Annotated in this window: 19 protein-coding genes; 3 read left to right on the top strand and 16 right to left on the bottom strand. The window is 65.6% G+C overall.

Going from position 1 to position 20,967, the window contains the following annotated elements; translation table 11 throughout:
* Positions 1–240: 240 nt before the first annotated feature.
* From ACFQZZ_RS11820 to ACFQZZ_RS11805, 4 genes are all read right to left on the bottom strand, one after another.
* Entirely contained in the window at positions 241–1,209 is a 969-nt protein-coding gene (locus ACFQZZ_RS11820; protein ID WP_378678045.1) for a hypothetical protein, read from the bottom strand.
* Between the two features lie 32 nt (positions 1,210–1,241).
* On the bottom strand, positions 1,242–1,463 hold the full coding sequence (locus tag ACFQZZ_RS11815; protein ID WP_378678042.1) for a heavy-metal-associated domain-containing protein: 222 nt from the start codon (positions 1,461–1,463) through the stop codon (positions 1,242–1,244).
* 41 nt (positions 1,464–1,504) lie between these two features.
* Positions 1,505–2,950 (bottom strand): MFS transporter, encoded by a 1,446-nt coding sequence (locus tag ACFQZZ_RS11810; protein ID WP_378678039.1) that lies wholly within the window; start codon positions 2,948–2,950, stop codon positions 1,505–1,507.
* Positions 2,951–3,361: 411 nt separating this feature from the next.
* Positions 3,362–4,123 (bottom strand): carboxymuconolactone decarboxylase family protein, encoded by a 762-nt coding sequence (locus ACFQZZ_RS11805; RefSeq protein ID WP_378678036.1) that lies wholly within the window; start codon positions 4,121–4,123, stop codon positions 3,362–3,364.
* 120 nt (positions 4,124–4,243) lie between these two features.
* Here ACFQZZ_RS11805 and ACFQZZ_RS11800 point away from each other — a divergent pair, with 120 nt between their 5' ends.
* Positions 4,244–4,801, top strand: a complete 558-nt coding sequence (locus ACFQZZ_RS11800) for a TetR/AcrR family transcriptional regulator (RefSeq protein ID WP_378678033.1) — start codon at positions 4,244–4,246, stop codon at positions 4,799–4,801.
* Positions 4,802–4,854: 53 nt separating this feature from the next.
* Here the strand turns inward: ACFQZZ_RS11800 and ACFQZZ_RS11795 are convergent, their stop codons facing one another.
* The 5 genes from ACFQZZ_RS11795 to ACFQZZ_RS11775 all read right to left on the bottom strand — a co-directional run bounded on the left by ACFQZZ_RS11795 (position 4,855) and on the right by ACFQZZ_RS11775 (position 9,333).
* Positions 4,855–6,045, bottom strand: coding sequence for an NAD(P)/FAD-dependent oxidoreductase (locus ACFQZZ_RS11795; RefSeq protein ID WP_378678030.1), 1,191 nt, complete (start codon positions 6,043–6,045; stop codon positions 4,855–4,857).
* Positions 6,046–6,125: 80 nt separating this feature from the next.
* Positions 6,126–7,070 carry an RNA polymerase sigma factor SigJ gene (gene sigJ, locus ACFQZZ_RS11790; RefSeq protein WP_378678027.1) on the bottom strand — a complete coding sequence of 315 codons (945 nt, stop codon included), beginning with the start codon at positions 7,068–7,070 and terminating at the stop codon, positions 6,126–6,128.
* A 292-nt stretch (positions 7,071–7,362) separates the two neighbouring features.
* Positions 7,363–7,782, bottom strand: coding sequence for a DUF6924 domain-containing protein (locus ACFQZZ_RS11785; protein ID WP_378678024.1), 420 nt, complete (start codon positions 7,780–7,782; stop codon positions 7,363–7,365).
* A 97-nt stretch (positions 7,783–7,879) separates the two neighbouring features.
* Complete coding sequence (locus tag ACFQZZ_RS11780) at positions 7,880–8,587, bottom strand: sterol desaturase family protein (protein WP_378678021.1); 708 nt, start codon at positions 8,585–8,587, stop codon at positions 7,880–7,882.
* A gap of 8 nt (positions 8,588–8,595) precedes the next feature.
* The gene (locus ACFQZZ_RS11775; RefSeq protein WP_378678018.1) at positions 8,596–9,333 is read right to left on the bottom strand and encodes a FadR/GntR family transcriptional regulator; all 738 of its coding nucleotides are present in this window, start codon (positions 9,331–9,333) and stop codon (positions 8,596–8,598) included.
* A gap of 97 nt (positions 9,334–9,430) precedes the next feature.
* On the opposite strand from ACFQZZ_RS11775, the gene ACFQZZ_RS11770 reads away from it, so the two are divergent.
* Entirely contained in the window at positions 9,431–10,015 is a 585-nt protein-coding gene (locus ACFQZZ_RS11770) for a TetR/AcrR family transcriptional regulator (protein ID WP_378678016.1), read from the top strand.
* A 56-nt stretch (positions 10,016–10,071) separates the two neighbouring features.
* On the opposite strand, the gene ACFQZZ_RS11765 is transcribed toward ACFQZZ_RS11770, so the two are convergent.
* From ACFQZZ_RS11765 to ACFQZZ_RS11735, 7 genes are all read right to left on the bottom strand, one after another.
* Complete coding sequence (locus ACFQZZ_RS11765) at positions 10,072–10,734, bottom strand: hypothetical protein (RefSeq protein ID WP_378678013.1); 663 nt, start codon at positions 10,732–10,734, stop codon at positions 10,072–10,074.
* Positions 10,731–12,398 (bottom strand): ABC transporter family substrate-binding protein, encoded by a 1,668-nt coding sequence (locus tag ACFQZZ_RS11760; protein WP_378678010.1) that lies wholly within the window; start codon positions 12,396–12,398, stop codon positions 10,731–10,733. Before ACFQZZ_RS11760 ends, ACFQZZ_RS11765 begins: the two co-directional genes overlap by 4 nt.
* 11 nt (positions 12,399–12,409) lie before the next feature.
* Entirely contained in the window at positions 12,410–14,089 is a 1,680-nt protein-coding gene (locus ACFQZZ_RS11755) for an ABC transporter family substrate-binding protein (protein ID WP_378678007.1), read from the bottom strand.
* A 32-nt stretch (positions 14,090–14,121) separates the two neighbouring features.
* A complete protein-coding gene (locus ACFQZZ_RS11750) occupies positions 14,122–15,906 on the bottom strand; it encodes an ABC transporter family substrate-binding protein (protein ID WP_378678005.1) in 1,785 nt (594 codons plus the stop codon).
* Between the two features lie 24 nt (positions 15,907–15,930).
* The gene (locus tag ACFQZZ_RS11745; protein ID WP_378678002.1) at positions 15,931–17,781 is read right to left on the bottom strand and encodes an ABC transporter ATP-binding protein; all 1,851 of its coding nucleotides are present in this window, start codon (positions 17,779–17,781) and stop codon (positions 15,931–15,933) included.
* On the bottom strand, positions 17,778–18,698 hold the full coding sequence (locus tag ACFQZZ_RS11740) for an ABC transporter permease (RefSeq protein WP_378677999.1): 921 nt from the start codon (positions 18,696–18,698) through the stop codon (positions 17,778–17,780). The genes ACFQZZ_RS11745 and ACFQZZ_RS11740 overlap by 4 nt, the downstream gene beginning before the upstream one ends.
* A 135-nt stretch (positions 18,699–18,833) precedes the next feature.
* Positions 18,834–19,811, bottom strand: coding sequence for an ABC transporter permease (locus tag ACFQZZ_RS11735; RefSeq protein WP_378677996.1), 978 nt, complete (start codon positions 19,809–19,811; stop codon positions 18,834–18,836).
* A gap of 155 nt (positions 19,812–19,966) precedes the next feature.
* Here ACFQZZ_RS11735 and ACFQZZ_RS11730 point away from each other — a divergent pair, with 155 nt between their 5' ends.
* Positions 19,967–20,962 (top strand): hypothetical protein, encoded by a 996-nt coding sequence (locus tag ACFQZZ_RS11730; RefSeq protein WP_378677993.1) that lies wholly within the window; start codon positions 19,967–19,969, stop codon positions 20,960–20,962.
* The last annotated feature ends 5 nt before the right edge of the window (positions 20,963–20,967 follow it).

The following is a 20,967-nucleotide window of genomic DNA, read 5'->3' as shown; positions in this document are numbered from 1 at the left end:
TTCTGTGCGGCACGGGAATGGATAGGGTCGCTGCTGGCTGCTGGATCGGGGAGTGGGCTCTTCGGCGGTCAGTGACAGCTGCGGGTGTGCTGGCTGGTCTGCTCCGATGCCGAAGTATCTGGCGTGGCTTGGGGCGGGGAGGCGGGAGTCGATTCGTCCCGCGGCCGTACTTCTGTCGGCCGGTTGGCTTGCGGCTGTGTCGTGGTAGTCATGTCGTGCTCCGTTCGCTGGCGTCGCTGATCAGTGGCCGTGGCTGTCGTTGCCCGGTTCGAGGGTCGTGCCGTGACCGTTGTCGGCGGGCGTGTTCGCCGTGGTTCCCGGGGCGACAGTCAAGGTGAACTCGGCGGTGCGCACGACTCCCTCATGCTGGAAGTCGAGGAACAGTCGGTAGTCGCCCGCGCTGGGGGCGGTCACGGCAAAGGTGATGCCGGGGCCTGCCGGTGTGATGCCGTCGCCGGGGTGGCCTTCGGGATGGACGTGCAGGTAGCCGAGGTCGGCGGCGCGCAGTGCGACGAGGTGACCGTAGGCGGCCAGGTAGGGCTGTAGGTCGGTGACCGGCTTGCCGTCGCGGCTCACCGACAGGGTGATAGTGGAGGTTTGTCCCGGGGTAACCGCGCCGTTCATGGTGACGGTGTAACCGCCGACCGTGCTGGTAGTCGCCGGCGCGGGCAACGGTCGCGCGTCGTAGTTGCCCGCGACCCGCAGGTCGGCGCCGAGGGTGAGGTTCTCGCCGCCTTCCGGCGTGAAATCGGCGAACACCCGGTAGTCACCGGCTCGGGTGAGATCCATTGGGACGCTCCACGTTCCGGCCTGATCGAGGGTCGGATGCACGTGCTGGAAGCCGACCATGTCACGGCGAACCACGATCAGATGCAGATCCTTGTCGTGGCTGCGCGCGTAGCGGGTGACCGGTGTCCCGGCCTGATCCAGGATGCGGAATCGCAGTGGAACATTCGCTGCCGCGGTGGTCTGCGCGGTGTCCAGCCGCAGGGTGTAGCCGTTTTCGGTGGCCATAAGTCCGGCAGGGTATTCGTCGGGGCTCGGCCCGCCACTGGTGGCGGGCCTTCCCTCGTGGGTTGACGAATCGTGCGCGGCCGGGCCGGCGGGGTCGGCGGGGTCGGGTCCGATCGCGGCGCCGGTGGCAACAGCGATCCCGAAGACCGCCGCGAGACCTAGGGCGAAGCCGGCGAACTTGCTCGAGGCGTTCATCGGGATGCTCCGTTTCCGAAAGGTTTGTCGGGTTAGTCGGTGGCGACCTGGTAGCCGGCCTTGTCGACGGCCGCGGCGATCGCGCCGAGGTCGACCGGGGTCGCGCTGCCCACGGTGACCTTGCCGCTGGCGAGATCGACCTCGACAGCGGTGACACCGGCGATCTTGCCGACCTCTTTGCTGACCGAGTTGACGCAGCAGCCGCAGGTCATTCCGGTGACGGTGACAGTGGCGGTGGTGGCTGCGGTGCTCATGAGATCTCCTTCTTCGATGGCGGCGAGCCGCCGGATGAGTATTACCATACCCCCCTAGGGTATTTTGTCAAAACAGTCTCGGGAACGGATTCCCTCGCTCGAGTGCGCATGGTCACCGCGGCGATGCCTGCCCCGGCAAGCGCGATGACACCCGCACCCAGGAATGCCGCGGAGAAACCACTGGTCAACGCGGGCGGGTCGCCGATCTCGTCGGCACCGAAAGCGGTGGCGACCGCGGTCATCGCGGCCAGTCCGACAGCCGAGCCGACCTGATAGCTCACGTTGACGATGCCCGACGCCAGCCCGCCCTCTTCCGGTCGTGCCGCGGAGATAGCCGTACCCAGTGAGGGTATGAAGGCCAGCGACATGCCGCCCGCGGCCACCAGTGAGGCAGGCAACACATCGATCCAGAAGTTGCCGGTCGGCCGCACCAGTGACATGATCCCCAGCCCGATACCGAGCACCAGAAGGCCGGTCACGATCATCGGCCCGGCACCGAAGCGCTGCATCGCCCTCGGTGCGATGACGACCATGCCGAGCATGATCAGCGTCGTCATCGGCAGCAGCGCCGCGCCCGACGGGAACGCGCTGTAACCGAGTACCTGCTGCAGGTAGAGGTTGAGGAAGAACCACATCGGGACCCAGGCCGCGCCGAGCAAGAGCTGGGCGATATTGGCCGCGGCGAGGTTCGGTGCGCGGAAGATGCTCAGCCGCATCAGCGGTTCGCTGCGGCGGGACTGGAGGTAGACGAATCCGGCGAGCAGTGCGCCCGCGGCAGCGAGGACCGCCCAGGTCTGTCCGGACGCCCAGCCGACCTCGGGTGCGCGGACGATGCCATACACGGCGGCCGCGAGTCCCGCGGTGACGGTGGCGGCGCCGAGTAGGTCGACCGAGCCGGAGCGGGCCGGTGCACTCGGCATCAGTGCGGGGACGGCGATCAGCGCGAGCGCGGCGATCGGAATGTTGATGTAGAAAACCCAAGGCCAGCTCATGTATTCGGTGATAACGCCACCGAGGAAGACGCCCGCGGTACCGCCCGCGGGTGCGGCGGCGCCGTATACGGCCAGCGCCTTCGTCAATTCTTGTGGTGCGGAACCGAACAGCATCATCAGCAGCGTCAGCGCCGACGGTGCGATGAGAGCGGCCCCGCCACCCTGGATGGCGCGGCCCGCGAGCTCGACGCCGACATTGCCCGCCGCGCCTGCGATTGCCGATCCGGCAAGCAGCACCACCCAGCCCGCGGCGAATACCCGGCGCGCGCCGAGTAAGTCGGACAATCGGCCGCCGAGCAGTAGCAGTCCGCCGAAGGCGACCACATAGGCGTTGAACACCCAGGTCAGATTCTCCTGGGAGAAGCCCAGTTCCGCCTGCATCTTCGGCAATGCGATGCCGATGATCGAGGTGTCCATGATGACCATGAATTGCGCGGCGGCAATCACCGCCAATGCCAACCACTTTCGCGTGGTCTGTCGTGCTTGCGTAGTCATTTCGATTCCGCCCTTCCTGATGCGGCTGAACGATGATGGTCGGTACCATACCCCCCTAGGGTATTGATCTGTCAAGATCGGTACCGCACCGAATTCGAGCGACCGGTGGAGGAGTTGTCACGGCAGACGTCATGCGGCGAGTTCGGATTTGGGTGTGGATCAACTCGCCGCCGACGCGGGAGGGGGTATGGCGACATCACGCCCGTGCGGTGCGGCCGCGCTCGATCGGGCCGACCTGGATCTGAGCCTGTGGTGGCATGCGGAAACGCGGTGAGCCCGGTCTCGACGTCGATAGTCGTCGGGACCGGGCTCCGCTGTGATCGACAGCCAGGAGTTCAGTGTGTCGCAGCGTCCACGATTCGCGGCCTTGACCGGAATCGAATCGGGTGGGGTGAATCGAGCAGGCGGCGTTCAGGATTCGGGTCGATAGGTGACCGCGGCGACCGCGGGTGCCGACACGATCTGCACGTCGGCGGATGCGGAGACCTTGACATGCAGGAAACCGCCCTCGATCAACACCTGAGCGTCATCGACGGCGCGGACGGGCTGCCCTTCGTTGTCGAGCAGTGAGTAGCCGTCGACGAGCGCGACCGTGCTTGCCGAACGCCAATTTGTGGTCATTGCAATGCCTTTCGGGGAGGTGGGCGTGGCCGGCGGAAAGTCCAGTTCGGGCTGTGCGACGTGGTTGAAGTAGTTGGACAGGATGTTCAGTGACACATGGCCGACGATCTCGCTCAGCTCGGCGTCGCTCACCCCGCGCTGCCGGGCCGAGGCGATCAAGCTGTCGTCGACGCGGCCCCGAGATCGGAGCACTTCCTTGGCGAAACGCAACACCGAATCCGCGTGCGGGTCTTCATCATCGGCTGAGCGGGTGGCTGCTATCGCCTCATCGGTGAACCCCATCCGCCCGGCCCGCATCGTGTGCGCGGCCACGCAGTAGTCACAACCGTTTTCGCTCGCCACCAGCAGTGCCAGTTGCTCGCGGACGCGGGTGGAGAGCTTTCCGTGGGTCAGTGCGTCGCGCAGGGTGAGGTAGCCGCGCAGTGTCGCGGGGCTGTTCGCCATGGCGGCATAGAGATTCGGAACCCGACCCAATTGTCGTTGGACTTCGGTGAGGAGATCCGCCTGTTCCGCGTCGGCGGTTTCGGTTGATACGAGAGGTAGCCGCGACATGTGTACTCCATGCTCGAAATATGATGGTACCGATCGGTTCCGAAATGAAACGGTACTGATCGGTGCCGAGTTGGTCAAGCAAGATGGTACTGATTGGTTCCGTCCTGGTACGGTGGCGTCATGGCAACACAGGCCAAGCAGCGTTTGCTCACCACCGCGGAGGCGCTGTTCTATGCCGAAGGCATCCGAGCGGTCGGCGTCGACCGCCTGCTCCAGGAGTCCGGCGTCGGCCGCGCCTCCTTCTACCGCCACTTCACCAGCAAGGACGATCTGGTTGTCGAGGTGCTCGAGGGTCGCGACCGCCGCTGGCTGGAATGGTTGAAGGAGTCGGTCGAAGCGAAGGCGGCCGATCCCGCCGATCGACCGCTCGCCGTATTCGACGCTCTCTCGGAACGCTTCGCCCGCAAGGACTTCCGCGGCTGCGCCTTCATCAACACCATGGTCGAGGTCGCTGATCCCACCTCCGCCGCCCACCAGGCGGCAGACCGGCACAAGCGCCGTGTCATCGACTACCTGACCGAACTCCTCACTGCGGCAGGCCGATCCGACGCCCGGGAACTCGCCGCCGAATTCGCCCTGCTAGTCGACGGCGCGATCGTCACTTCGGTACGCGAAGCAAGCCCCGCTGCCGCCGACCGCGCGCGCACCATTGCCCGCAGGCTCCTCGCGGCAAGCTGACCGATCTGGCTTCGGCCTCCACTTCGCCACTGCGTCCGAACGCAGCCGCCGCGTCACGGGGTGACGAGGTGGGTCTCCACTTCGCTGGTTGCCGCGAGGCGGTGGCGGCGGCTCGGCACCAGCAGGGTGGGGTGGGAGACGCTCCACGCCGCGCTCGCGCAGATGAGCTCCTTGATGCGGGCGGCGGTCCGGCCCGTGATGACGGTAGACGTGGGCTGATCGTCGGGGGTCACCTTCTGGAGGATGGCATCGCGGCGTCCGAGGCTGATGCATTGGGAGGCATAGCCGATCGGGGTCTCGGGAACCTTGCGACCGGTCAAGCGCGCGGCGAGGGCGTCGGCGGCCAGCCACGCCATCGGAGTTGCTGTGGCACAGCCCATCCGCAGTGGTTTTCCGCCCACTCCCGCAGCGAACGCGGCGTCGCCGACGGCGTACACATCGGGGTGCGAGACCGAGCGCAGGGTGCCGTCGACGACGATCCGCCCGGTATCGGACACCTCCAGAGTGGTGGCGGCCGCGATCGGGTGCACGGTGAAACCCGCTGTCCACACGGTCATCTGGGCCGGGATCTCCCCGCCCGCACCGGTGACCACACCGTTCGCCTCGACGCGCGTGATGTCGGCATGCTCGTGGACCGCGATGCCGAGCCGGTCGAAGGCACCGCGCAGGTGGCGCTGGGCCTTGTCGCTGAGCCAGTCGCCGACGCCGCCGCGGGCCGCGATCGCGACCTCGATGTCCGGGCGGGCCTCGGCGATCTCGGTGGCCGCTTCGATGCCGGTCAAGCCGCCGCCCACGACCAGCACGGTCGCACCCGTTGTCAACTCGTTCAGGCGGGCCCGCAGCCGCAGCGCAGCCTGCTTCCCCGCGACGTTGTAGGCGTTCTCGGCGACACCGGGGACGCCGTAGTCGGCGACGGTGCTCCCCAGGGCGTACACGAGGGTGTCGTAGCCGATGGTCTCGGCGCCGTGCTCGCCGGTGAGATCGACGGACTTGCCGTCCACATCGACCGCGGCGACCCGCGCCGGCCGGACCTGCACCCCGGTACCCGCATAGACCGCGCGCAGCGAACGGTGCGGCAGCTCCTGCCCGCTCGCGAGTTGATGCATACGCACCCGTTCGACGAACTCGGGATCGGCATTGACCAGGGTGATCTCGATGTCGTCGCGGTGCAGCCGCTTTGCGAGGCGACCGGCGGCGATGGCTCCTGCGTACCCGGCTCCGAGGACGACAATGCGATGCTTCATGGTGAGCTCCTATCTGGTTGCACTCACCTCCTGAACCGGACAGCCACGCAATCCCTGACAGGCAAGACTTGTGATGTGGGTCACCACTTCCCCCCGAGCGGCTGATGGGGTCCCGCGGCCGCCCATTGGCGCGTAATGCGTTCCAGTTTGTCGGGGTTGACCTGGATATGGATCGCCGTGACGCCATCGGGGGTCATGTCGAGGGCGAGGACGCCATAAACCCGCTCGCCGACCTCTACCAGCACTGCGGGAGCTTCGTTGACGACGACGGCATAGAAGACAGCATCGTCCCCGACAAAGGCTCGTTTGGCAGCGGTCGGATGGAACAGGTGACGCACGTACCGCGCGATATCGAACGAACCGATAATCGGGGTCTTGCGGGCCGGAATCCGGCCACCGCCGTCGGCGACGCTGACCGCGTCGTCGGTGAGCAGCCGGATCAGTGGCTCGGTGTCGCCGCTGAGGGCCGCGGCGAGAAATTCCTCGACGATCTTCCCCGCGGCGACCGCATCGACCTCGGTGCGGGACCGCTCGGTGGTGACATGCTGCTTGGCGCGCCGGTAGATCTGCTGGCAGTTCGACTCGGTGAGATCGAGGATCTCCGCGATCTCGCGGTGCGGGTACCCGAACGCCTCGCGCAGTACGTACACCACGCGCTCGTTGGGTGACAGCCGCTCCATGAGGGTGAGCATCGCAATGGAGACCGACTCGCGCTGCTCGACGGTGTCGGCCGGACCGAGCATCCGATCTCCGGCCAGGACCGGCTCCGGGAGCCACTGCCCCACATAGGTTTCCCGCCTGGCCCGCGCCGAGGTGAGCTGATTGAGGCAGAGATTGGTGAGCACCTTCGTCAGCCACGCCTCGGGCGTCTCGATCAGTTCCCGGTCCGCCGCATGCCAGCGCAGAAACGCATCCTGCACCGCGTCCTCGGCATCACCGGCCGACCCCAGCAGTCGGTAGGCGATCGCCTCCAAGCGGCCCCTGGAGCTCTCGAACAGATCGGCCTCGTGCGTGCTGAGCGACATCACCCCATATTCGGCCATGTGCGCAGGTCGCGTCCACCCGCCCCGTGATCGGCCCAGCGCGTGATCGGCCGGTTCGACTCTGCGTCCGCCAGGTAGTTCGACCCGCCGGTCGCCACCCGGCGAACGCCGGCGCCGTCACGCCGCTCGAGAAAACGGCTACGCATTCGGCCTGCGCCGCAATGAGACCCGAATGCTGGATGCCGCCGACTGGACGCCGCGACCTCATCAGTTGGCTACCCCGTCATCCAAGCCAGATCCGGCGTCAGGGCGCTATCGAGAGTGGTGCCCGTGCTTACCGGTTGAAGCCGCGGTACACCTCGTCATCGTCGACGTTGTCAGCGAAGTCGCCGAAGTCCATGTTGGCGAGGAAGAAGTTGACCTCGACCCCGGCCATCGCGCTCGGCGCGATCCGGAACACCGGGTAGCCGCTGCGGCCGTCCTCGTCGCTGGTGTCGACCGCCAGGATCGGGTGCTCGGAGTCGGTCATCGTGGTGGCGTCGGCGAGGAACACGTAGGTCTGGCCGTCGACCAGCTCGACCAGTTCATCGAGTGTCAGCCCGTCGAAGGCCGCGTCGTCGATGGGCGTCAGCCCCGTCTCTGTGTCTTCGTCGTAGGACGCGATGACCGCCGCGAGGGTCTTGGCCCACGCCGCGTCGTCGGTGAAGTCGGTACGCAGCAGAAGTGATTCGCCCTCGGGCAGTGTCCGTGCCATGAGGAGGATTGTGCACCACGACAGCCGAACACCGCGCGAGCAAGCCGCCGCCGTCGACCGGCGCCCATCGCAGCGGCCGGTCGACAGGCGGCGGGCATCAAGCGGAATGCAGGTGGCGGGCGGTGGGGGAGGCTTCGACTTCACCGGGATCCGGGTGGGTGCCGAAGAGGCGGTCGGCGGTGCCGGAGGTGGTGACGGTGAACCAGTAGTGCTCGTTCTTGTAGTGGTGGTGGCGGTGGTTGCGCCAGACCGCGCGGTAGAGCGAGCCTTTCGGCTTGTAGTCGGTGTGGATCAGGTAGTGGGTCCACTCGTAGCCGAGGCCGAGCACGGTGATGGTGAGCAGGAAGGTCAGGCCGAGACCGAGGCGTGGAAAGGCCAGCGCGGCAAGGGCGATGAGGACGACGACCAGCACGGACAGTGTCTTGGTCGGGATGAAGATCAGCGGGATATTGCGCGGATCCACATGGTGTTCACGGTGTTTGCGGGCCAATTCGCTGTCGATGGGAACCGGGCCGAGTTTGCGTGGGCGCCAGTGCAGCACGGTGACGTGCACGATCCATTCGAAGATCGGAAACACCGCGAGCATCACGGCGGGTACCAGTGCATCGGTCAACCGCCAGTCGCCCACGATGATTCGGCCGACGATGGCCGCGAGGAGGGTGATTCCGATGAGCCACGGTGACGGGTGCCGGAGGAACTCGCGGAAGGCCTCGCCGAGCGAGAGGCCGCGCCGCAGCGCCCGCTCGTCGCGCTGAACTCGTGCCTTTGAGCTCGAATCCTGTTCGGAGGACTTAGGTTTCGTCATTGTTCTTCCTAGCGTGAAACGTGATCAGTGCCGCCGAGGACATCGATCAGGATGGTGGTCGCCGGCTCGAGCAATGCTCTAGCGATCTCGGCGGCCTGTTTCGGCTGGCCCGCCACAATGGCGGCGGCCAGTTCGCGATACGCCTCGACATTGCCCACCTCGGCGGACATGACCGGAGCCAGCGCGGTGAGCGCGGGTTCGTATGCGGCGCTGAGCATGTTGAACATCAGCCGGAACACGATGGAGTCGGCCGCGTCGATGACGTGATCCCAGAACTCCATCGCATGCCGCTGCTGCGCGACCGGATCCTGTTCGGCGGCGAGCGCGGCAACGGCGCGCTCGAGCGCCGCCCCCACGTCGGCGGAGTCCGCCTTGCCGAGCCGCGCCGCCGCCAACTCGGCCACCTTGGGCCCGTTGTGCAACCGCGCCTCGCGAATGCTGCGCGCGACCCCCGGATCCAACTCCCCACCCTGAACCAACAACCGAGGCAAAACCTCCAGCCCCGCCCCCCGCCGATAATCCAGCACAGTCGTCGCATCCCCCTGCCGCACTGCCACCAACCCAGCCGCCGCCAGCCGCTGCAACGCCTCCCGAACCGCAGGCCGAGAAACCCCCAACGCCTCCGCCAACTGCCGCTCACTGGGCAAAGTCGCCCCCGGCGCCAACTCCCCACTCAGCACATCCGCCGCGATCTGCTCGAACACATCGCCGGATACCGACCGCTTGACTACAGGTTGCAACGCCATACCCCCACTGTCCGCCAAATCGGCCAGATGGTCAAGTGGTCAGACCAGTGAGAAAATCTATCCTCGACAGGATGTCTAGCGTTGCTATGATGTAGTCATGTCCGCCATCAGCGAGCGCCGCGAACGTGAACGTGCCCACCGTCATCAGCTGATCATCACGGCCGCGCGCGAACTCGCGGAGACCGAAGGCTGGGAGGCAGTGACGACACGACGACTGGCTGAACGCGTCGAGTACAGCCAGCCGGTGCTGTACAGCCACTTCAACGGTAAGGACGCCATCGTGAGCGCCGTCGCCTTAGACGGATTCAGCGAACTCACCGCCCACCTGCGCCGCGCACGGCAGGCCGCCCCCGAACCCGGACAGGCCCTGCGCGCCGTCTGCCGCGCCTACCTGGAGTTCGCGACCGAGCGACCTGCTCTGTACCAGGCCATGTTCGTCCTGCCGACCGACTTGAAGTTCGCGAGCGCCGACACACCGCCCGCGCTGCAGGCTGCTTTCGGCGAGTTCGTCAGCTGCTTCCGCCCGGACAACAAGCGACGCGAACTATTCGCCGAAGTCATCTGGAGCGCGTTGCACGGCATGGCCGTCCTGTCGGACAGCGGCCGCATCCCCCCGGACGGACAGGAGGAACGGCTCGACTTCCTCATCACCCAGATCGCCGGCACTGAGCAGAGCCACTAGCTTCCGGGGGAACATTCCAACCGATGCCTCGCTCCCGGTCGAGTCCTCTGACAGGATCAACTGGGGTCGGAGCCGCGGATGGCGGAAAGCCAGATGGTGGTGGCGGCGGCGACGGAGGTGGCGGCCACGAAAGCGGTGAAGCCGCCGTTGTCTATGTAGACCCACATCAGGGCGATGAACGGGGCGGCGACGGTTGATTGGGCGTCGAGGAGGAGGCGGCGCATTGGACGGGTGGAGTCGGTGGCGAGGGTTGGAGCGTCGGGGTCGGGGCGGGAAGGGTTGTCGATGAGGCGGCCGGGGGGTTCGGTGTCGCGGATGCGGCCGGAGGGGAACAGACGGAGGTTGTCGGCGTGCACGGAGCGATCGGTGATCTCGCCGGTGGTTTCGGTGAGGGTGAGTAGGGCCGGGTCGAAATAGACGGGCAGCCAGCGGGGTCGGCCGGTGCCGCTGATTTCCAGCCAGGTTCGGCTGAGGAGGCGGTGGTCCTGGCGGACGCGTTTGATGCCGATAGTGCGTGCGGCACCGGTCAATCCGTTGCGCAGTCGGCCGAATGCGATACCCAGTCGATAGGTCGTGTAGCCGATGATGCCGAGCGCGACCGTTGCCAGCGCGGCGATTTGGTCCGGATCGGCGAACGGCGCCCAGGCGAGACAAACCGCCAGGGCGCCGATCGTTACGGTGACCGGGTAGGCCAGGGGGTGGCCCGGGCCGGAACTCACTTCAGGAAGCCGACTTTGGTGTAGTCGGGGGAAGCGAGGCCGAAGGCTCCGTAGTTGGCCAGGTTTTCGCGGACCGCGTAGGTGCCCGAGGCCTGCTGGAGTGGGATCGAATAGCCCTCGGCCCAGATCATCTGATCGCACTGGTTGGCCAGGGCGATCGCCTTCTCGGGGTCGAGCTCCGAGATGGTCTTGTCGATGAGTTCGTTGAGCTCCGGTGAGCCGATCCTCGCCTTGTTGCCCTGCAGATTGTCGGGGTTGTATGCGTAGATCTGTGGCAACGCGCCGAGCGGGAGAACGCTACCGCCCCAGCTGAACTGGGCGATATCGAAGTTGCCCGGATCGATCACGTCCTTGAAAAGGCCGCTGCCTGGAACGGTCTGGATCGTCAGCTTCACGCCGACCGCGGCCAGATTCTGCTGCACGATCTGCGCGGTTTGCACCCACTGATCCTGCTGGTACATCACATCGCGGATTTCCAGCTTGCGGCCGTCCTTCTCGCGGACATCGCCGTTGAGTTTCCAGCCGAGCGCATCGAGCATCCGCGCGGCCTCGGCAGGGTCGAACGCGATGGGGGCCGAATTGTCTTGGTAGCCCTTCTGCCCCGCCATGAAGATGTGATTGTTCAGCGGCTTCGGATCGACCACGATGCCGTTCTGGGCGGCCGTCACCAGGCCCTGCCGATCGATGGCCTTCGAAATGGCAATGCGCAGTTGCGGATCCGAGAGCAGCGCGCCGGGCGCCCCGTTGAAGGTCAGATGGGACCAGCTCGGCTCCGGTGTCCGCCGGATGACGACATTCTTCGAGTTCTTCGCCGCGGTCACCAGCTCGATCCCGGACATGTACCCATAGTCGAGCTCGTTGTTCTGGATCGCGGGGAGCACGGCGCTGTGGTCCAGCACGCTGAGGGTGATGGTGTCCAGCTTGGGGGTGTCACCCCACCAGGTCGGATTGCGATTCAGCGTGAGCCGGTTCTGGGCGCGGTCGATATTGGTGATGACGAACGGCCCCGAGCTGACCGGGAGGGAGTTGAGGTAGAGGTTGCTGAACGCGTCGGGGTTCGCGGTGACGGCCTTCGGGTACAGCGGACTGAACTGCCCCTGCCATTCGGCGTAGGGCTTGTCGAAGGTGACGATCGCCTGTCGATCGTCGACGCCACGCTCGACCTTCCCGACCCGTTCGAAACCGCTGGTCGACGAAACAAGGAACGCGTTGTCCTTGCCGCTCAACGCGGCCGCCTGCGAGCGCATGTCCTCCCAGGTGATCGGGCTGCCGTCAGACCAGACGGCCTTCGGGTTGATCGTGTAGGTGACCTGCTGCGGCGAGGTATTGGTCAGCTTGATGTCGGTGAAGTAGTTGTGGTCGACCGTGAGTTGCCCCGCGGCATCGCTGACGAACGCGGCGGGCATGGTGGGGCCGACGATGGTGGCGCCGTCCGCGGTGCCGCCGTCGACGTGCAGGTAGTTGAAGTTCGACGGGAAGGAACTCAGCTCCAACCGCAGATTGCCGCCGTCGCGCAGTTCGCTCGGGTCCTTCGGGTTGATGTCGTTCGTGCTCCCGATGGTGCTGGTGCCCGCGGTCACGTCGCTGTCGGAGCAACCGGTCACCATCAACCCGAGGGCGACGACCGGGATAGCGCACCGGACGCCGATGGAGCGAAGTCGCATAGCTGGTCCTCTCACTTCAGGAAGCCGATCTTGGTGTAGTCGTAGGATGCCAGCCCGGTAGCACCATAGTTCGCGAGGTTGGCGCGAACGGCGACATTGCCCGGCGACTGCATCAGCGGCAGCGAGTGTCCCTCTTCGAACACCTTGCGATCGACCTGATTGGCCAGCTCGATGGCTTTCTTCGGGTCGAGTTCAGAGATGGTCTGCTCGATCAGCTCGTTGAGCTCCTGCGAACCGATGCGCCCGTAGTTGCCCTGCAGATCGTTCGGGTTGTAGCCGTAGATCTGGGTGAGGCTACCCAGCGGGAACGGATCGCCAACCCAGGTCCACTGCCCGACATCGAAATTGCCCGGCTGGATGATGTCGGTGAAGAAGCCGGTGCCAGGCTTGGTTTCGATGGTCAGCTTGACGCCGATTTGGGCGAGGTTCTGCTGGATGATCTGCGCCATCTGCACCCAGACATCCTGGTTGTACATGACGTCCCGGATTTCCAGCTTGCGGCCGTCCTTCTCGCGGAACTCACCATTGAGCTTCCAGCCGAGCGCATCGAGTTCGCTTGCCGCCGCGGCGGGGTCGAAGCCGAGGCTGTTGTCCCGGTAGCCGTCCTGGCCCTGCAGGAAGATGTGGTTGTTGAGCGGCTTCGGGTTCTCGACAAGACCGTTCTGGATGGCGCTCGCGATGCCCTGCCGGTCGATGGCCTTCGAGATCGCGACTCGCACGCCCTGATCGGCGAGAATTGATCCGGGTGCACCGTTGAACGTGAGATGCGACCAGCTATTTCCCGGTGCGCGGCGGATCGCGATGCCGGAAGTGTTGCGCGCCGTCTTCAATTCATCCCTGCTGGCGAGACCGACCGCGTCGATCTCGTTGTTCTGCAGCGCGGGCAGGAGCGCGGAGCTGTCGAGCACGCTGAAAGTGAAGGTATCGAGCTTCGGTGTGTTGCCCCACCACTTGGGATTACGACCGAGCACGACCCGGCCCTGCGCCCGGTCGACAGTTTGGATGATGAATGGGCCCGACGACAGCGTGAGGCCGTTGAGCTGGCTCTTGTTGAAGGCGTCCGCTGTTTCCGTGACAGACTTGGGGAACAGGAAAGAGTTGCCCGCGAACTGGCCGCGCCAGTCGGCGTAGTGCTTCTTGAAGGTGATGACGGCCTGCCGGTCGTCGACACCGCGCTCGACCTTCTCGACACGGTCGAAGCCACTGTTGTTGGCGATCAGGAAGGATTTATCGGCGCCGCTGAGCGCCGCGGCCTGCGATTTGATGTCCTCCCAGGAGATCGGGGTGCCATCGGACCAGACGGCCTTCGGGTTGATCGTGTAGGTGACTTGCTGTGGTTCGGTCCCGGTCAGCGCGACATCGGTGAAGAAGTCGGTATTGACCGAGAGTTCTGCTGCCGCGTTGGTTTTGAACGACCGCGGCATCACCGGGCGCAGCAGCCCGCCGGTATCGGCGTCGTTTCCGTCGTTGTGCAGCGCATTCCAGTTCTGTGGCAGTGCGCTGATGGCGAGGCGCAGATTGCCGCCGTCGCGCAGTTCGCTGACATCCTTCGGGTTGATGTCGTTGGTGGTGCCGAGCGCGGCGGCGGAGCCCTCCGGCGCGGCCTCCTCGTCCGAACCGCACCCCGCCGCTATCAAGCCGACCGTGACAAGGGGAATCGCCAGGCGTGTCGTCAATGAACGAATCCGCATGGTCCGCTCCTTTCCGCAGGGATGCTGCTTGGTTACTTCAGGAAGCCGATGGTGGTGTAGTCATAGGTCGCGAGTCCGGGGGAGCCGATATTCGCCAGATCGGCACGGACGCCGAAGCTGCCGTCGGATTGGGTGAGCGGCAGGGAATGGCCCTCCTCGAACACCTTGCGGTCCACCTCATTGGCCATCTCGATCGCCTTCTTCGGATCCAGTTCCGCGAGGGTGCGATCGATGAGGTCGTTGAGTTCCTGCGAACCGATGCGGCCGTAGTTGCCCTGCAGATCGTTCGGGTCGTAGCGGTAGATCTGCCGGATGCTGCCGAACGGGAACGCATCGCCCTGGAAGATGAACTGCGCGGCGTCGAAGTCGCCCGGCTGAATGACGTCGGTGAAGTATCCGGCGCCCGGCTTGGTGTCGATGGTCAGCTTGACGCCGATCCGGTCGAGGTTCTGCTGGACGATCTGGGCGATCTGCACCCAGAGCGGGTCGTTGTACATGACGTCGCGGATGATCAGCTTGCGCCCGTCCTTCTCCCGGACGTCGCCGTTGAGCTTCCAGCCGAGCGCATCGAGTTCGCTTGCCGCCGCGGCGGGGTCGAAGCCGAGGCTGTTGTCCCGATAGCCGTCCTGGCCCTGCAGGAAGATGTGATTGTTCAACGGCTTCGGATTCTCGACCAGACCGTTCTGGGTCGCGGTCGCGATTCCCTGTCGGTCGATGGCTTTCGAGATGGCGACCCGAACCTGCGGATCGGCGAGGATGGAGCCGGGTGCGCCGTTGAAAGTAATGTGCCGCCAACGGTTACCCGGTGCGCGGCGCAGGGCGAGCCCCTGGGTGTTGCGCACTGTTTTGACCTCGTCGATGCTGTTGAGCCGGACCAGATCGAGCTCGTTGTTCTGCAACGCGCCCACCCACGCAGGGTGGTCGAGCACGCTGTAGGTGATGGTGTCGAGTTTTGGTGTGGCACCCCACCATTTCGGGTTGCGGCCCAGCACTATTCGACCCTGCGAGCGATCGGTGGACTGCACCACGAATGGTCCCGCGCTCGGTCCCATAGCGTTGACCAGGCTGTTGTTGAACGAATCCGGGTCCGCGGTCACGGATTTCGGGAACAGCGACGCATTGCCGGCGAACTGGCCGCGCCATTCGGCGTACGGATGCTTGAAGGTGAGGACGGCTTGCCGGTCGTCGACACCGCGTTCCACCTTGTCCACGAACTCGAAGCCGTTGGTGATCGCGATCAGGAAGCGCTTGTCGGCGCCGCTGAGCGCATTGGCCTGGGACCGGATGTCCTCCCAGGTGATGGGGGTGCCGTCGGACCAGACAGCCTTAGGGTTGATGGTGTAGGTGACCTGCTGCGGGTTGGTGCCGGTCAGCGCGACATCGGTGAAATAGTCCTTGTTCACCGAAAGCTCGCCCGCCGCATCGGTAGTGAAGGAGCGCGGCATCATCGGTCGTTCGATGTCGGCGATCTCGCCGTCGTTTCCGTCGTTGGAGAGCGTATTCCAGTTCGCCGGGAAGGTGGTCGTCGCCAGGCGCAGATTGCCGCCCTCGCGCAGTTCGCCGACATCCTTCGGGTTGATGTCGCTGGTGGTGCCGAGTGCGTCCGACAGCCCTTTGCCGGCGTCGGAGTCGTCAGTGCCGCAGCCGGTCGCGATCAGCCCGATCGCTACTACTGCCGCTAGCGACTGCTTGCGGGTCGCTCGAAACAACACCGCTAGCGACTGCTTGCAGGTCGCTCGAAACAACACCGGCACGAGGCATCGCACTGCGGTGATTCGGCTCGCGCCCATCCGGGCTCGGCTCATTCGGATCCGCATTGCGCTCTCCTTTTCTCCCGGCTGCTAGCGGCTGACGACCGGAACCGGAACCGCGTCGATCAGCGCCCTGGTGTACTCATTGCGCGGATCGGCGAAAATCTGTTCCGCCGGACCGGATTCGACGATCTTGCCGCGATACATCACCGCGATGTCGTGGGCCAGGTTGCGGACGACCGACAGGTCATGCGAGACGAACAGGTAGGACAGACCGCGCTCGATCTGCAGGTCGCGCAGGAGGTTCAGCACACCTGCCTGGATCGACACGTCCAGTGAGGACACCGGCTCGTCGAGCACCAGTAGTTCCGGATCGAGCGCCAGCGCGCGGGCGATGCTGATGCGCTGCTTCTGGCCGCCGGAGAAGTCGGCCGGATAGCGATCGGAGTGCTCCGAGCGCAGACCGACCTGTTCGAGCAGTTCCGGTACCCGGCGGGCGATTTCGGCCCGCGAGCGCCCGTCGATGCGCAGCGGCTCGGCCAGCGCGTCGAAGATCGGCAGCCGCGGGTCCAGTGACGCGGTCGGATCCTGGAAGACGATCTGCATCTTCCTGCGGATCTCGCGCTTCTCCACCTTGGTCAGGGTCGAGACGTCGCTGCCCATGATCTCGATGCTGCCGGATTCGGGTCGAACGAGGTCGAGAATCTGGGTGAGCGTGGTGGATTTCCCGGAACCGGACTCGCCGACCAGCGCCAGCGTACGGCCGGCGCGGACTTCGAAGCTGATGCCGTCGACCGCGCGCACCTCGCCCTTCTTGCGCCGGAACACCACACCCGAGGTGATCGGGAAGGTCTTCACCAGCTCCGAAACCTTCAGCACCACACGGTCTTCGGTGGCGGCCTCGGCTTCCGGTTCCGAAACTTCCTGACGGTAGGCCTCGAACAGGTCCTTCGAGCCGACCTCCGCGGTGCGGATGCAGGCGGCGGAGTGGCCGGGATTGGTCTTCTCCAACGGTGGTTCGGCGGCCCGGCAGTCGTCGATCGCGATCGGGCAGCGCGGTGCGAAGGAGCAGCCGGGCGGCAGCGAATGCATCGCGGGCGGTGCGCCGACGATCGGGATCAGCGGGCTGCGCGCCGGTCCGTCGATGCGGGGAATGGAGCCGAGCAGACCCACCGTGTACGGCATCCGCGGCGCGTTGAAAAGCTCTGTGGTGGTGGCAGTTTCGACGATCTTACCTGCGTACATCACCGCGACGCGGTCCGCGAGGGTGGCGGCGATACCCATGTCGTGGGTGATCATGATGACGCCCGCGCCGGTGATGTCGCGCGCCTTGCGCAGCAGATTCAGGATCTGCTTCTGCACCGTCACGTCGAGTGCGGTGGTCGGCTCGTCGCAGATGATCAGCGCGGGATCGTTGGCGATGGCCATCGCGATGACAACGCGCTGGCGCATGCCACCGGAGAACTCGTGCGGAAACATCTTGGCGCGCACCGCGGGCTCGGGGATACCGACCAGGTCGAGCAGCTCCACCGCCTTCCCGGCGGCTTCCTTCTTGCCCATCGTGCCGTGCGCCAGCAGCGCCTCGGCGACCTGATCTCCCACCCGGTACACCGGGGTCAGCGCCGAAAGCGGGTCCTGGAACACCATGCTGATGGAACTGCCACGCAGCTTGGACAATTGGCGGTCACCAAGGCCGAGCAGCTCGCGCCCGCGCAGCCGGATGGACCCGTTGATGCGCGCCTGCTCCGGCAGCAGCCCCATCACCGCGAGCGACGACACCGACTTGCCGGAACCGGATTCGCCGACGATGGCGAGTACTTCCCCGTCGGACACGGTGTAATTCACCCCGCGTACGGCGTCGATCCTGCCCTCTTCGCTGGGGAACGAGACGCGCAGATCGGTGACCTCGAGCAGGGGCGCGGTGGAACTTGCTCCCGTCATACTTTCGCTTTCTTTCGCGAGCGGGCCCGCTTGGCGCCCGGATCGAACGCGTCGCGCAGGCCGTCGCCGACCAGATTCGCGCTCAGCACCGTGATGATCAACAGGCCACCGGCGAACAGGAACAGCCAGGGGTAGGTCAACGCCGATTTGGTGCCCGCCGCGATGAGCGAGCCGAGCGACACGTCGGGCGGCTGCACACCGAAACCGAGGAAGCTCAAACCGGTTTCGGCCATGATCGCCGCACCGACGCTGAGCGTGGTGTCGATGATCAGGATCGAAGCGATATTCGGAATGATGTGGCTGACGATCACCGTCCGGGTCGGCGCACCCATATACCGTGCGGCCTTGACGAATTCGCGATCGCGCAGGCTCAACGTCAGCCCACGCACAATGCGCGCACTGATCATCCAGCCGAAGGCGGCGAGCAGCACGATCAGCAACACGATGGACCCGCTGCCCTTCGTGCGCGGCGCGAACAGCGCGATGATGATGAAGCTCGGCACCACCAGCAGCAGGTCGACCACCCACATGATCGCCCGGTCGGTCCAGCCGCCGAGCAGGCCGGCCAGCGCGCCCGCCGTCGCGGCGATGGTGGTGGAGACCAGCGCGACGCACAAGCCGATGACCAGTGACTTCTGCAGGCCGCGCAGCGTTTGCGCCAGCACGTCCTGGCCGATCTGCGTGGTGCCGAAGGGGTGCTTGGCGCTCGGTGGTTTCAGCAGTGCGGTGTAGTCCAGCTGCTGATAGTCATAGGCCAGCAGCGGCGGCAGTGCGAAGCTGGCGACGAACAGCACGATCAGCACCACCGCGCCCGCGATCGCGGGCCTATTGCGCAGGAACCGCCGCCAGACGAGTTTGCGCCTGCCGGAGGCGGTGATCTCGGGCGCGCCCTGGACGATGATTTCAGCTTCGGTCACGACTCCGCCTCGCTAACGCTCGGCTCCGCCGTGCCCAACGGTGCTGTGCTGATGGTTCGCTCGCTTCGCTCACTCACGACTCCGCCTCGCTAACGCTCGGCTCCGCCGTGCCCAACGGTGCTGTGCTGATGGTTCTCACGACACACGCACCCTGGGGTCGAGAATCGCGTACACGATGTCGGAGAGCAGACCCGATACCAGCACTACCAGCCCGGCGAACGCCGTTACCGTCACCACGACGTAGAGATCCTGGGCGTTGATCGAGTCGATCAGCCACTCGCCGACGCCATGCCAGCCGAAGATCTTCTCGGTGAACGTCGCGCCCGTGATGAGGCCGCCGAGGCTGTAGGCGAACAGCGTCGCCATCGGAATCAGCGCGGTGCGCAGTCCGTGTTTGTACAGCGCTTTGCTGCGGGTGAGGCCTTTCGCTCGGGCGGTACGAATGAAGTCGCTTTGCAGCACGTCCAGCATTGCGTTGCGCTGGTAGCGGCTGTAGCCCGCCATGCCGCCCAGCGCGAGGCCCGCCGTCGGCAGCACCAGGTGCTGGAGGCGGTCGAGCAGCTGCGGCCAGAAGCCAGCGACCGTGTTGGCCGAGGTTTCCCCGGTATAGAGGAAGATCTGCGAGCCGGTGAGCGAATTGACTTCCAGCGCACCATATTTCAACAACGTAGCGAGCAGGAACACCGGAGTGCTGAGAATCAGCAGTGAGACCACCGTGGTGAAGTAGTCGCTGAATTTGTATTGTCGTATCGCCCCTGCCGCGCCGATCAGCACGCCGAGCACGGTGCCGACCAGCGAACCGATGATCAACAGTCGCAGGCTCACCGCAACCCGGCGCGGCAGCTCCTCGCTGACCGGCTGTCCCGCCAGCGTGGTGCCGAAGTCACCGTGCGCAATGCCCTTCAGCCAGATCACGTAGCGCTGCGGAATCGGATCGTTGAGATGCAACTGCTCTGCCTTGGCGTCGATCACCGCCTGCGGTGGTCGCGGGTTGCGCTGTTCGAGACTGTCCAACGGCCGAAACGTCAGCGAAGCGAGGCTGAACGTCAGGAACGAGGCCAGCAGCAACAGCACGACATAGTTGAGCGCGCGTCGTAGCAGGAAGCCGGTCATCAGTCCTCTGGTCTTACGGCTGGACGAGCCAGCGTCGAGTATTAGCCCCTGATCATAAGGATGTGTGTGCCTACGCGCGTGCCACGCGGGGGTTCGGCATGTCCTTTATTCTGTCGATACATGTGCGTCCGGGCTTTTCGACGCAGAGGGGAACCATGAACTATCCGCAATATCCGGGTGGTTACGACCCATATCCATCGATACAGCCCGCACCGAATGGCGCGACCGCGATCATCGCCGGAGTGCTTGCGATTCTCGGCAGTCTCGCCAATCTGGTGAGCGGCGGACTCGACCTCGTGATCGGGATCAGTGATTTCGGGCGTGACTACGCCGACTACGACTCGACCGGACTGCTCGGGAAGAGTTGGTTCACCACCTACTTCGTGATCATCGGTGTGCTGGCGCTGGTCGTCGCGGTGTTGCTCGGCGTCGGCGGGGTCATGATGTTCCTGCGAAAGGCGGTCGGGCGCTTCGTCGTCGTCGCAGGCTGCGTGCTCGTTGTGGTCGCGGGGATCGCCGGGTTCGTGATCTTGCTGGAAATCACCGGCTCCACGACCGGTTCCTCCATCCTCACCAGCGGCATCAGCAGTGGGATCGGGCTGATCTTCCCCGTGATCACCGCGACCCTCGCGCTGCTGCCCGCGACGGCGAAGTGGCTGAACTACGACCAGTCTTCGGCGTATCCGCAGCCCTATCCGCCCGCGCGGTATCCGCAGGCCGCACCGGCGAGCTATCAACCGGGGGCTACGCTGTATCCGCAGGCCGCTGCGCCGGGGTACCCGCAAGCAGGTCCGTCGGCGAATGCGCAGGCTGGTCCGCCCGGCTTTCCGCAGGCCGCTGCGCCGGGGCGCCCGCAAGCAGGTCTGTCGGCGAATGCGCAGGTTGGTCCGCCCGGCTTTCCGCAGACTGTCTTGTCGGGCTTTCCGCAGGCTGGTCCGCCCGGCTTTCCGCGGCCCGGCGCGTCGGGGTTTCCGCAGGCTGATCCGCCGAGCTATCCACAGGCAGGTCCGTCGGCCTGCCCGCCGGAACAGCCGCAGGTCTACCCGCCCATCGATCCGGTGGTGTATCCGTCGGCCGATCCCGTGGCGTATACCGAGCCCGATTCCGGGACCGGGGCGGACGACGTGACATGGCGGCGACCGCCCTCATAGGACGG

Origin of the sequence: Nocardia sp. GCM10030253, assembly GCF_042675075.1 — a bacterium.
GTDB lineage: Bacteria > Actinomycetota > Actinomycetes > Mycobacteriales > Mycobacteriaceae > Nocardia.
Note: the sequence above shows the minus strand (reverse complement) of the source record. Positions and strands in the feature narration are given on the sequence as shown.